Source organism: Bradyrhizobium sp. MOS003, assembly GCF_003020125.1.
GTDB lineage: Bacteria > Pseudomonadota > Alphaproteobacteria > Rhizobiales > Xanthobacteraceae > Bradyrhizobium.
This window is the reverse complement of sequence record NZ_PYFW01000001.1, coordinates 1,552,147-1,564,181: the sequence shown is the minus strand read 5'-3', so window position 1 is coordinate 1,564,181 and position 12,035 is coordinate 1,552,147. Positions and strand designations below refer to the sequence as shown.

Genomic DNA, 12,035 nt, shown 5'->3' with positions numbered 1-12,035 from the left:
TCGTCGCAAATGAAAACCGTTAGCAACACGATCCAGGCCGGCGGCGCGAGGCCGCCGGCGATGGTCAAGGTCTGGGATCCGTTCGTCCGGATCTTCCACTGGTCGCTGGCGACCTGCTTCGTGCTCGCCTACGCCACCGGCGACGAGATCGAGCGGGTGCACATCGCGGCGGGCTACACCATCGCCGGTCTGCTCTCGGCGCGCATCCTCTGGGGGTTCGTCGGTCCGCGGCATGCGCGATTTTCCAACTTCGTCCGGCCTCCGCGAGAGGTGCTCGCCTACGTCCGCGACGTCGCGCTGCTCCGGGCGCCGCGCTACATCGGGCACAACCCCGCGGGCGGGGCCATGATCATGGCACTCCTGGTCGCGCTGGCCGGGACCTGCGTCACCGGCTACATGATGATCACGGACGCCTACTGGGGCTCGAAGATGCTCGAGCATGTCCACGAATTCCTGGCCAACTCGACGATCGGCCTGGTCGTGGCGCATGTTCTCGGCGTGCTGATCGCGAGCTTCGAGCATCGCGAAAACCTGGTCGTCTCCATGATCTCCGGTCGCAAGAGGGCTGCCGACTAGGCAGCCTTCTTCGGACTCGACCATCAACTCCGTCAAGCAGGAGCATCACCGTGCCCGCCACGCCCCATGTCGAAAAGCACTTCACCGCCACCGAAAGCGTCCGCGACGTCGTGATCGGCATGGCCGACGGCTTGACCGTCCCGTTCGCGCTGGCCGCAGGTCTCTCGGCGGCCGTCGCCAGCACGGACGTGATCGTCACCGCCGGGCTCGCCGAAGTCGTCGCCGGCGCCATCGCGATGGGGCTGGGCGGCTATCTCGCGGCGCGCACGGACGCGGAGCACTTTGCGGCCGAGGAACAGCGCGAGCACCACGAAGTCGAGCACTTGCGCGAGCGGGAGATCGAGGAAGTCGAGCAAGTCTTCCGCGAGTACGGACTCGAAGGGGACGCGTTGAACTCCGTCGTCGGCGCCATCGCGTCCGACAGGCAGCGCTGGGTCGACTTCATGATGCGCTTCGAACTCGGGCTGGAGCGCCCCGACCCGAAGCGGGCGCCGATCAGCGCAGTCACCATCGGCGGCTCCTACGTGGTCGGCGGTCTGATTCCCCTGGTGCCCTACATGTTCACGAAAGACATCGGAGCGGCCCTGCAGATCTCGGTTGCCGCGACAGGCATGGCCCTGCTGTGCTTCGGAGCCGTCAAGGGGCACTTCACGGGCGTCAACAAGCTCAAATCCGCAGCGCAAACGCTGCTGGTCGGCGGCTTGGCCGCAGGAGCGGCGTACTGGCTCGCGCACCTCTTCGGCTAGGGGTCGCATCAGCGCCGGGCCGCGAAACGCGTGCCTGCTCGCTCGGAATGATGCCCCAGCGCGCCTGCGATGCACTTGATCAGCGTCAAGCAGTGCTCGCGTGGCCATGACAAAGAAGGTCAAGTCGGTTCTCATGGGCCCTTCGGCGACCAAAGAAAATGACCACTGAAACACGGCCGAAGCTGATCCGCTCACTAACGCTGACGCATGCGGTGCTCTATGGGCTGGGCGTCACGATCGGCGCCGGAATCTACGTCTTGGTCGGGGCGGCAGCGGCCCGGAGCGGTATGCACGCGCCTCTCGCGTTCCTCGCCGCCGCGGTCGTGATGGGCATGACCGCAGGAACCTTTGCCGAATTGGGCACGCGACTGCCGGTCGCGGCAAGCGAGGCAGCTTACGTCCAGGCAGCCTTTCACCGGAAATGGCTTAGCGGCGCCACAGGACTGCTCGTGGTGGCCGCGGCGACGATCTCAGGCGCCACCATCAGCGTCGGGAGCGCCGGTTACATCGGCGTCTTCGTGCCGCTCCCTGCTGCCTGGATCATTGCCGGCGTCGTGCTCGCGATGGGAGCCATCGCCTGCCTTTCCGCGGTTCAGTCCATCAGCTTCGCCGGGCTGATGACGGTCGTCGAGATCGGAGGGTTGATCCTCATCCTCGCCGCCGGCCTGTTCAATGGCGGCGCGCTCGTCTCTCGTCTGCCTGAACTTTGGCCTTCGCTGGATGACCCGGGGGCCTGGTCCGGCATCGCGCAAACTTCGCTGCTCGCAGTGTTTGCGTTCATCGGCTTCGAACACCTGGTGAACATCTCCGAGGAAATGAAGAATCCTCTCCGGACATTGCCTTGGGCGCTCCTCATCACGCTCGGCGTCACCGCGCTTCTCTACGCAGCCATCGTGTGGATCGCGGTCGTCGCCGTGCCGCCGATCGAGCTCGCGCGCTCCTCCGCTCCGCTTGCCCTTGTATTTCAGCGGCTGACGGGTCTTCCTCTGCAGGTCTTGGGCGCCATCGCGATCGTCGCGACGATCAACGGTATCATCGTTCACATGATCATGATCGGACGCGTGCTGTATGGGCTGGCCGACCAGGGTAGCCTTCCCGAACTTCTTGGGAAAGTGAACGCCAGAAGCCGCACGCCAATCGTGGCGACCCTCTTCGGGGTTGGAGCCATCCTGATCCTTGCGCTGGGCATTCCGCTGACGGGCTTGGCCGAGTGGACTTCGCGCCTGACGCTCGGAATCTTTGCCTTGGTCAATCTGGCGCTGCTTCGGATCAAGGCAGCCGAATTGACTCGTCCTGCCGGCGTATTCTTCGTTCCGAGGTGGGTGCCGGTCGCGGGACTGTTCACGACGGTTTCGCTGCTCCTCGTCGATCTCCTCGGGTAGCGAGAAACGGCACCGAAGCGCCGGCGTTGTTGGCACGGCCAAACCGACCGGAGGACCCTAGAATGACCACCCTTTGCTTGCGCTACGGGAGGACCGCAAAAATCCTGCACTGGACGATCGTCGGTCTCCTGGCCGTGCAGTATCCGATCGGCTGGTTGATGCCGGACGTCCACCGCGGCCAGGCACCGGGTGCTCCGATGACCTTCCACGTCTCCATCGGCATCGCAATCCTTGCGCTTATCGTTGTGCGTTTCGTCTGGCGATTGACCCATCCGGTTGCGCCGGAAACCTCGCTTGTGGCGTGGCAGCGCCTGAGCTCGGAGGTCGTGCACTGGATGCTCTACATTTCAGTGCTGGCGACGACCCTCACCGGCTGGCTGTTCGCGTCTTTCCGCGGTTGGTCGCTGAAGTTATTTTACCTCGTTTCGCTGCCGATGCTCGCGTCCGACAACGCGGCCGCCGGAAAGGCTATCGACGGGCTGCACCAGGCGGCGGAGTGGTCGTTGCTTGCGCTGATAGGGATCCACCTGGCTGCCGCGCTGGCGCACATCTTCGTTTACCGCGACCGCGTGATGCAACGGATGCTCCCCGGGTGAGATGGAGCGGCTCGCGAGGAAAGCGTGCGGGGGACGACGAGGCGGGTCCTTTAGGGGCGGCTCGATCTGGAACCGCGGCCTGCCCGCAGTGTTCCGGGTTAGGAACAAATTGCCGTTTTTTCCTGTTGTTGCTTGCCGGCCTAACTGCCGGCGTTCGCAAGGAGGAAGATATGGAGCTCAGGCCGTTTGCTGCCGCAGGTCTCGTTTTAGCTTCCGTCGCTCCGGCCCTAGCGGCCAACGAATTCTACATCGCTCAGGATATGAAGACGAAGAAGTGCACGATCCTCGACAAGAAGCCGACGGATACCTCCATGATCGTCGTCAGCCGGTCTGGCACCATCTACAAGACACGCGCGGAAGCGGAGACCGGCATGGAGACGGTCAAGGTCTGTTCATCCAACTGATGGACAATCGCCCGGAGGCGTCCACCTTCGCCCCACCCGGGCGCCGAACCGGCCCATCCCCATGCTGGATCGCAGTCTGACCGATACTGACTATCGACCACCGGCTCCCGTGCCGCCGCCGAGGCGGCTCGGGCTGATCGAGATCATCCAGACCCTGAGAAGGAACCCTCTCGAATGCTGGAGCGCCGAGTTTTTCTGTGAACCGATTGCCAAGGTCAGACTGCCCTTTGCCCGGGCATTTCTGGTTCACGACCCGGCCGCGATCAAGCGCGTTCTTCTCGACAACGCGGACAACTACCGCAAGGACCCAATCCAGCGGCGCATCTTATCCTCCGGTCTCGCCGACGGCCTATTGAGCGTGGAAGGAAGCCGCTGGGAGGTGCAGCGCCGGACTTTGGCACCGCTATTTGCGAAGCGGAGCGTCGCCTCCTTCAGCGAGGCGATGCTGACCGCGGCGGACGAGCTCGCGGGCAAATGGAGCCGCCTCGGCTACGGTACCGTGGTCGACGCTGTCGCCGAGATGACGTTGCTCACGCTCAAGGTGCTGGCCCTGACCATCTTCTCCGATGGGATCGGCGGAGACTTTGAAGAATTTCGCCTTGCCATGAACGCCTATTTCGGGGTCATCGGACGCATCGGCGCGCTCGATCTATTCGGCGTTCCGGAGTTCGTGCCGCGCCCAGGGAGGGCGAGGCTGCGCCGGACAATGAGCTACTTCGAGCGCGTAATCGACGAGATCATCGAAGCGCGGCGCCGTCGACTTGCCTGCTCGGCCGGCAAGGACGATCCGAACGACATCCTGACACTGCTGCTCCGCACGCCCGATCCTTCGACGGGACAGCCGATGAGCCTCGCGGAGGTGAGGTCGAACATCCTCACGTTCCTCTCCGCCGGCCATGAGACGACTGCCAATTCGCTGGCGTGGTCGATGTTTCTGCTCTCGCAGGCGCCTGCGTGGCGGGCGCGCGTTCGAGAGGAAGCGGAGCGCGAATTGAGCGGCCCGACGGCCGGGCTGGCCGATCGGCTCCTGGTGACGCGGGCGGTCGTGGAAGAGGCCCTGCGGCTCTATCCCCCGATCGCCGCGCTCAGCCGAATGTCCGAACGGCCGGACAATCTGGGATCTCATGAGATCGGCGCCCGGTCCCTGATCGTTATCTCACCCTACGTGCTGCATCGGCACGAGCGCCTGTGGGACCGGCCGGATATGTTCGATCCGTCGCGCTTCTTGCCGCCGGCAAGAAGCCAAGTGCCTCGTTTCGCCTACCTGCCCTTCGGCGCAGGTCCCCGCACCTGCATCGGATCATCCTTTGCGCTGCAGGAGGCGACGATCGTGTTGGCGGTGCTGATGCGACGCTTCGATCTGGACCTTCTGCCGGGCACCAAAGTCTGGCCGCTGCAGGGGATTACGTTAAGGCCTACGCACGCCCTACCTATGCGCCTCCGGAAGTGTCCGTGAGGTAGAGCCGACGAGGAGCGCGCCCCAGTCCGGCAATGAGCCCCGCGACACTCCTTCAGGTCCTCGTACCAGCATTGGTCATACCGAGTTGCGCCGCGTTCGAATGTCGGCATATATCCCTTCAATCCGAAGGATCAGCTTCGTGAACGTACTTCTCCTCGAAAACAGATTGAAGTCATTGCCGCGCTCTGTGAAGGAGTCGGTGTCCGCACCTCACACCGACGTCAACCGTGGCGCCGTCGCCCGCCTGGCCCTGCGCGTCGGCATGCATGGAGTTGCACGACCGCATCATGGTCGGCGTGCGCACCGACCAGCTTGAGCTTGACGAGCTTTGGAGCTTCGTCGGCAAGAAGCAAAAGAACGTCCAGGCGCCATGAGATCAACGCCAAGGGCGATCAGAAATTGCATCTACCGTGGGTTATCGAGGCGCGATGAGCCGGTCGGGAACAAACGAAGACATGTCGACTTCGCGGAACTGGCGGGGGTCTGAAGGGGCGCGGCGTCGGATGTCATCGTCCCTATCGCGAGGAATCACCGCACGACTTGCCGCAGCCCAAGTTCTCGACCAAGGCGAGCCAAACCTTCTCGCGGCCGGGCATTGGACTTGATCTGGGTCAAAGTGAACAACCGTATTTCGCTCCAGGCTGTGTTGTCGGTCGGCGCTTCGGCGCTCTCGATGCCGATGAAGCGGGCCCAAAACTCCTAGGCACTCCGGCAACGGGCGGCTCGCATGCGGGAACGCCATCATGTCACTCAGTGCTCATCCGGATGATCTGACTGCCGTCGTGCAGTACGCGCTCGAAACGACCCGAGCCACCGCCGTCTGTCCCTTCCACAACGAGGTGATCGTCCGCGTGGGCGACGATGCCGCCGAGAGCCACGCCTTCGAACGCGCCAAGAGGGTCGTCAAAAGCGACGGCTCGACTTGGGACAGCGAAGCACTGAGTCATGAGCTCGCACGCCAGCTCTCTTCTGCGGCGGACGGCCAGTGCCCGCGCTGCGCTGCCGCCTGAAACCGGAACGAGCCGCTACAGCAGCCTCCGTGCTTCGCGCGAGTTTCGAGGCCAGACCATCTCAGGAGGCAAACCCATGACCCGCTTTTCCACCGTGCTGATCGCCGCCACCGTGCTGTCCTTCCCGGCCGCGGCTCAACCGGGCTCGAACCCCAGAGCAAACGAACAGTCGACCACCGGCGTGAGCAAACCCGATGAGCGGGACCCAATCGGGCTCACCTCAACCCAAAGGCAGATGATCGCCTGGAGCATCGCAGGCATCGCTGAGAAGCAGCCTTCTCCGCAAGATTTCCAGCCGAAGCCCGGGGCGAAGCTGCCGGACCAGCTGAAATCCGCCCAGATTCCATCGAATCTCCATCAGGCGGCGGAGCCTGTCCGCAGCTACGAGTACGTGATGTTGGAGGACCAGAACCTGCTGCTGGTCAACCCGCAGGACCGGACCATCGCCGACGTGATCCATCTCGATCGCCGGCTTTGAAGTGGTGGCGGCGCTCGGGTGCCTTACTCCGCACCAAGCGAACGCAGCCAAGCCAACCTCAAGATTGCCCGCTCCGCCAGGTGCTGCAAGGCTTCGACCCGCTCGGCTTCGCCGGAGCGCTCGGCACCTTCGAGATAGGCGTCGGCCAGCGCCTCGGCGATCGTCGGCGCGTCCCGCTGCTCGAGCGTCTCCGGAAAGCTTCCGAAATCGCCGACCTCGTCGGCCATCCGCATGGTCGTTTCGCGGAGTTCGCGCGTGCGCACCGCAGCCGCCCCTTCCAGACGCCGCTCGAGCGCCGCAAGATGCGTCGCGAGGCAAAGCTCAAGCCTTCGCGCCTCGATCCGCTCCGCGGGTAGGCGCGCTTCGTTTGCCCACGCCTGGTCATGCTCTCGATGATAGGCTCGGCGCCGTTCCTTCCGCAGCGTCGCGACGTGGCCGAGCTCTTCCTTCGCCATCGCTTCGGCGGCCGTCTTGATCTCAGGATCTTTCGAATACGCGGCCAGATAGGACCAGAAGGCGAAGGCGCGTTCCTCGTTGCGTACCGCCATCGCGAGCGCGCGGTAAGGCGTCATCAGATTTGAAGCCTTGATCTCGGCTGTGGCATCGCGGTCGAACGTCTCCGGCGCCTCCCAGCGGACGAGGGCGGGATCCGGCCGCTTCCCGCGCCGCGACTGCGACCAGCGCTGCACGCTATCGACGTGTTCGCGCTCCGCCGCGGCCAGATCGGAGAAGACCGTCAGCAGGTCGGAACGGTCCTGACGTCGCATCTCTTCGGCGAGTTCCCCGTATTTGGTCGCGGCTTCCTGCTCCATAGCATTGGCGAGCGCGAACAGTTCGTCGAGCGACTGCAGGGTCCCTGCCGGTTCCATCTTTAAGAGCGTCGTTCGCAGCAACGGCATGATCATATTCCTCGGCTGTTTGATGCAGCGCAAATTGCGAGGCCATTCCTATTATTACATAGACCCTCTTGACGCAGCTCGATTTGCGTTGGCTCAATCGGTCCTCCCGTCCGGCGTCAACGACGATCCCGGGACATCAAACATCAAAAATTCGAATGGAATGAGCGTGCTCGGGCAGACCCGTTCCGCTTTGAGGTACTCCATGGTCCGGAGTTTTTTCGTCCACAGACGGCCTGCATCTGCAGCAGCATTCGCGGTCATTGTCGCGATCTGCACGACGTTGTGGGCACATGCGGCACTCGCGGCCGGCGATCTCGCCACTTATCTGCTGAAGGTCACGCCCGCCGACTTCTTCCAAGGCGCCGAGCGATTCGGTCCGCCGCAGGGAGATCCGCCGATCGTTCCGGTCTATCGCGGCGACCAGTTGCAGGGATTTGTCTATCTCAATTCCCAGTTCGCCAACGCGACAGGCTACTCCGGCAAGCCAATCCAGGTTTTGGTCGGCATCGATACCAAGGGCGTGCTCAAGGGGTTCAAGCTGGTCGAGCACAAGGAGCCGATTGTTCTCGTCGGGATTCCGGAGAAGAGGATCCTGGACGCCGTCAACAAGTTGATTGGTGCCGACATGAGCGAGGTGGCGCGCGGTGCCGCGCAGGCGCCCCAGGTCGACATCGTCAGCGGGGCGACGGTCACCGTCCTCGTGTTCGGAGACAGCATTGTCCGTTCCGCGACCAAGCTGATCAAGAGCGGCCGGCTCGGCGCCCAAGGCAATGCAGCCGCCAGCGCAGCGCCGCAAGCGTCGAAAGCCATCGATCCCGCAAAGAGCGAGGTTCGCGATTGGCAGACGCTCCTCGGTGACGGCTCGGTCCGGCGGCTGTTCCTCTCTGTCGCGGATATCAACAAGGCGTTCGAAAACACGGGCAACGCCGCCGCGACCGCGCATCCGGAGACGGGCGATCCCGACGACACATTCATCGATCTGTATGTCGCCGATGTCGCAGTTCCCACGATCGGACGCAGTCTGCTCGGAGACGACGGCTACCAACGGCTGGTGAGCCGTCTTAAGCCAAATCAGCAGGCGCTCATCGTTGCCGGATCCGGCCGCTACTCGTTCAAGGGAGCCGCCTACGTCCGCGGCGGAATCTTCGACCGCATCGAACTGGTTCAGGAGACCAACAGCGTCCGCTTCCGCGACCGCGATCACACCCGGCTCGGCAACCTTGCCGCCGAGGGTGCGCCCGACTTTCCGGAAATCGCGCTGTTCACGGTGCCGCCCGAACTCGCGTTCGATCCGATTGAACCATGGGTGCTGCGGCTCTTGGTGCAGCGCGTGGTCGGCGCGCGGGACAAGGCGTTGGTCACCTTCGATCTCGGCTATGCCCTTCCTGAGGCCTATCTGAAGCGCCAAGCGTCCCCGGCGCAGCCTCCACAAGCGGCGGCTCCGAAGGCGTCGACGACCTCCGTTGCCGAGATGCGCGAAGTCGGTACGCCGCCGCCCGCGTCGGACGAGGAGCCGCTGTGGATGCGGATCTGGCGCGCCAACACCGCCAAGGTAGGCTTGACCGTGGCGGCACTCGGCGCGCTCACCCTCATCTTCTTCTTTCAGAACGTGCTGGTTCGACGTCCCACGGTGTACGTCTGGGTGCGCCGAGGCTACCTGCTCTTCATCCTTGTCTGGCTCGGCTGGTATGCGAACGCTCAGCTCTCAGTCGTCAACGTCCTGACCTTCGCGAATTCCCTGTTGACCGGTTTCAGCTGGGACTACTTCCTCTCGGCTCCCCTGATCTTCATCCTCTGGGGATCGATTGCGGCCGGGCTGCTGTTCTGGGGCCGTGGACCGTTCTGCGGCTGGCTTTGCCCGTTCGGCGCCCTGCAGGAATTGCTCAACAACGTCGCGCAGGCGCTCAAGGTGCCTCAATTCCGCGTTCCCTGGGGACTTCACGAACGGCTCTGGCCGATCAAGTACATCATCTTCCTCGGCCTGTTCGGGATGTCGCTCTACTCGACCGCCTTCGCCGAGCAGCTCGCCGAGGTCGAACCGTTCAAGACCTCCATCATCCTGAAGTTCGCGCGGGAGTGGCCGTTCGTCCTCTATGCGCTGACCCTGCTCGCCGCCGGATTGTTCGTCGAGCGCTTCTTTTGCCGCTACATGTGCCCGCTCGGTGCGGCGCTGGCGATCCCGGGGCGTATCCGGATGTTCGAATGGCTGCGGCGCTGGCCGGAATGCGGCTCGCCCTGTCAGCGGTGCGCCAACGAGTGTCCGGTGCAGGCGATCCATCCGGAAGGTCACATCAACGTCAATGAGTGCATCTACTGCATGCACTGCCAGGAACTCTATTTCGACGACCACCGCTGCCCGCACATGATCCAGGTGCGGCTGAAGCGGGAAAAGCGTCAGGCGATGTCGTCGCCATCGATGCGCTCCGGTGGCAAGGGCCCGGACACGGTCATCACCGCCGGCGGGAAACCCGTCGGCGCCTCGCCCGCCGACGTCATCACTCCACCTGCAACCTGAAACCGAAAGCCGAGGAGACCATCATGAGCGACAACGAAGACGCAAAGGGCGTCAGCCGACGAACCCTGCTGGGGACCACCGCCGCGGCTGCGGGCGTTGGACTCGCCGGCGGAGCTGTGATGAAGGACGGCGGCTTCGTTTCGGTTGCCGACGCGCAGACCAAAGCGGGCGCGCCGAAGGCGCCGCCGGCGCGTCCGGCTGTGCAGAAGACGGAAGTCGCGCCGGGCGAGCTCGACGAATATTATGTCTTCTTCTCGAGCGGCCAGTCGGGCGAGATGCGCATCGTCGGCCTGCCCTCGATGCGAGAACTGATGCGCGTCCCTGTCTTCAACCGCTGCAGCGCCACCGGGTGGGGACAGACGAATGAAAGTCTCAAGGTGCTGACCGAAGGATTGCAGCCGGAGACACGCGAGTTTCTCAAGAGCCGCGGCGGCACCTACATGAACGGCGACCTGCATCATCCCCATATCTCGTTCACCGATGGGACCTATGACGGCCGCTACGCCTTCATGAACGACAAGGCCAACAGCCGCGTCGCGCGGGTGCGGCTCGACGTGATGAAGTGCGACAAGATCATCGAGCTGCCAAACCAGCACACGGTGCACGGCCTGCGCGTGCAGAAATATCCCCGTACCGGCTATGTATTCGCGAACGGCGAGGACGGTGTGCCGCTGCCGAACGACGGCAAGATCCTCGATGACCGGAAACAGTACCACTCGATCTTCAGTGCGATCGATGGCGACACCATGAAAGTGGCCTGGCAGGTGATCGTCGACGGCAATCTCGACAACGTCGATGCCGACTACCAGGGCAAATACGCCTTCTCGACCTGCTACAACGCGGAGGAAGGCGTCACCCTCGCCGAGATGACCGCCAACGAGCAGGACTGGGTCGTCATTTTCAACCTGAAGCGGATCGAAGAGGCCGTGAAGAAGGGCGACTTCAAGGAAATGAAAGGCGTGCCGGTCATCGATGGCCGCAAGGGCTCACCCTACACGCGCTACGTTCCGGTCTCGAACAATCCGCATGGCATGAACACCGCGCCCGACGGGATCCACATCGTTGCGGCCGGAAAGCTCTCACCGACGGTCACCGTGATGGACGTGCGGCTGTTCGATCAATTGTTCGACGACAAGATCAAGCCGCGCGACGTCGTCGTCGCCGAGCCCGAACTCGGCCTCGGACCGCTGCATACGGCTTACGATGGAAAGGGCAACGCCTACACCACCCTGTTCCTCGACAGCCAGGTCTGCAAGTGGAACATCGACCTCGCCAAGCGGGCGTTCAAGGGCGAGAAGGTCGATCCCATCATCCAGAAGCTCGACGTGCACTATCAGCCCGGCCACAACCACTCCTCGATGGGGCAGACCAAGGAGGCCGACGGAAAATGGCTGATCTCGCTGAACAAGTTCTCGAAGGATCGCTTCCTCAACGTCGGCCCGCTGAAGCCGGAGAACGACCAGTTGATCGACATCTCGGGCGATCAGATGAAGCTGGTCCACGATGGTCCGAGCTTTGCGGAGCCCCATGACGCCACCATCGTGCACCGCTCCAAGATCAATCCGATCTCGATCTGGGATCGCGCGGATCCGATGTTTGCGGATGCAGTCAAGCAGGCCAAGGCTGACGGCATCGACCTGGAAGGTGATTCCAAGGTCATCCGCGACGGCAACAAGGTGCGGGTCTACATGACCTCGACGGCTCCGGCATTCGGGCTCGAGCAGTTCCAGGTCAAGCAGGGCGATCAGGTCACCGTCTTCATCACCAATATCGATGCGGTCGAAGACCTGACACATGGCTTCAGCATCGTGAACTACGGTATCCAGATGGAAGTCGCGCCGATGGCGACGGCATCGGTGACGTTCAGTGCCGACAAGCCGGGCGTGTATTGGTACTACTGCTCCTGGTTCTGCCATGCGATGCACATGGAGATGAAGGGCCGCATGTTCGTCGAACCGAAATCGGTCTGA

Annotated in this window: 11 protein-coding genes; 10 read left to right on the top strand and 1 reads right to left on the bottom strand. The window is 63.3% G+C overall.

Annotation, left to right across the window (positions count from 1 at the left end):
- Positions 1–9: 9 nt before the first annotated feature.
- The 8 genes from C7G42_RS07555 to C7G42_RS07520 all read left to right on the top strand — a co-directional run bounded on the left by C7G42_RS07555 (position 10) and on the right by C7G42_RS07520 (position 6,651).
- Complete coding sequence (locus C7G42_RS07555; protein WP_106948325.1) at positions 10–576, top strand: cytochrome b/b6 domain-containing protein; 567 nt, start codon at positions 10–12, stop codon at positions 574–576.
- 50 nt (positions 577–626) lie between these two features.
- Positions 627–1,322 carry a VIT1/CCC1 transporter family protein gene (locus C7G42_RS07550; protein ID WP_007604849.1) on the top strand — a complete coding sequence of 232 codons (696 nt, stop codon included), beginning with the start codon at positions 627–629 and terminating at the stop codon, positions 1,320–1,322.
- Between the two features lie 158 nt (positions 1,323–1,480).
- Complete coding sequence (locus C7G42_RS07545; RefSeq protein ID WP_106948324.1) at positions 1,481–2,704, top strand: APC family permease; 1,224 nt, start codon at positions 1,481–1,483, stop codon at positions 2,702–2,704.
- A 62-nt stretch (positions 2,705–2,766) separates the two neighbouring features.
- Entirely contained in the window at positions 2,767–3,300 is a 534-nt protein-coding gene (locus C7G42_RS07540; protein WP_106948323.1) for a cytochrome b, read from the top strand.
- Positions 3,301–3,470: 170 nt separating this feature from the next.
- On the top strand, positions 3,471–3,704 hold the full coding sequence (locus C7G42_RS07535) for a hypothetical protein (protein WP_106948895.1): 234 nt from the start codon (positions 3,471–3,473) through the stop codon (positions 3,702–3,704).
- Between the two features lie 61 nt (positions 3,705–3,765).
- Positions 3,766–5,160, top strand: a complete 1,395-nt coding sequence (locus C7G42_RS07530) for a cytochrome P450 (protein ID WP_106948322.1) — start codon at positions 3,766–3,768, stop codon at positions 5,158–5,160.
- A gap of 746 nt (positions 5,161–5,906) precedes the next feature.
- Positions 5,907–6,173 (top strand): hypothetical protein, encoded by a 267-nt coding sequence (locus C7G42_RS07525; protein WP_106948321.1) that lies wholly within the window; start codon positions 5,907–5,909, stop codon positions 6,171–6,173.
- A 76-nt stretch (positions 6,174–6,249) separates the two neighbouring features.
- Positions 6,250–6,651, top strand: a complete 402-nt coding sequence (locus C7G42_RS07520) for a hypothetical protein (RefSeq protein ID WP_106948320.1) — start codon at positions 6,250–6,252, stop codon at positions 6,649–6,651.
- Positions 6,652–6,674: 23 nt separating this feature from the next.
- Here the strand turns inward: C7G42_RS07520 and C7G42_RS07515 are convergent, their stop codons facing one another.
- Positions 6,675–7,550: a ferritin-like domain-containing protein gene (locus C7G42_RS07515; RefSeq protein WP_106948894.1), complete on the bottom strand. Its 876-nt coding sequence runs from the start codon at positions 7,548–7,550 to the stop codon at positions 6,675–6,677.
- Between the two features lie 202 nt (positions 7,551–7,752).
- Here C7G42_RS07515 and C7G42_RS07510 point away from each other — a divergent pair, with 202 nt between their 5' ends.
- On the top strand, positions 7,753–10,065 hold the full coding sequence (locus tag C7G42_RS07510; protein ID WP_106948319.1) for a NosR/NirI family protein: 2,313 nt from the start codon (positions 7,753–7,755) through the stop codon (positions 10,063–10,065).
- Positions 10,066–10,088: 23 nt separating this feature from the next.
- Entirely contained in the window at positions 10,089–12,035 is a 1,947-nt protein-coding gene (nosZ, locus tag C7G42_RS07505) for a TAT-dependent nitrous-oxide reductase (RefSeq protein WP_106948318.1), read from the top strand.

Coding starts and splice junctions, on each gene's coding strand:
- C7G42_RS07525 (WP_106948321.1), top strand. CDS start 5,907: ATGTCACTCAGTGCTCATCCGGATGATCTGACTGCCGTCGTGCAGTAC.
- C7G42_RS07545 (WP_106948324.1), top strand. CDS start 1,481: ATGACCACTGAAACACGGCCGAAGCTGATCCGCTCACTAACGCTGACG.
- C7G42_RS07540 (WP_106948323.1), top strand. CDS start 2,767: ATGACCACCCTTTGCTTGCGCTACGGGAGGACCGCAAAAATCCTGCAC.
- C7G42_RS07520 (WP_106948320.1), top strand. CDS start 6,250: ATGACCCGCTTTTCCACCGTGCTGATCGCCGCCACCGTGCTGTCCTTC.
- nosZ (WP_106948318.1), top strand. CDS start 10,089: ATGAGCGACAACGAAGACGCAAAGGGCGTCAGCCGACGAACCCTGCTG.
- C7G42_RS07510 (WP_106948319.1), top strand. CDS start 7,753: ATGGTCCGGAGTTTTTTCGTCCACAGACGGCCTGCATCTGCAGCAGCA.
- C7G42_RS07515 (WP_106948894.1), bottom strand. CDS start 7,550: ATGCCGTTGCTGCGAACGACGCTCTTAAAGATGGAACCGGCAGGGACC.
- C7G42_RS07535 (WP_106948895.1), top strand. CDS start 3,471: ATGGAGCTCAGGCCGTTTGCTGCCGCAGGTCTCGTTTTAGCTTCCGTC.
- C7G42_RS07530 (WP_106948322.1), top strand. CDS start 3,766: ATGCTGGATCGCAGTCTGACCGATACTGACTATCGACCACCGGCTCCC.
- C7G42_RS07555 (WP_106948325.1), top strand. CDS start 10: ATGAAAACCGTTAGCAACACGATCCAGGCCGGCGGCGCGAGGCCGCCG.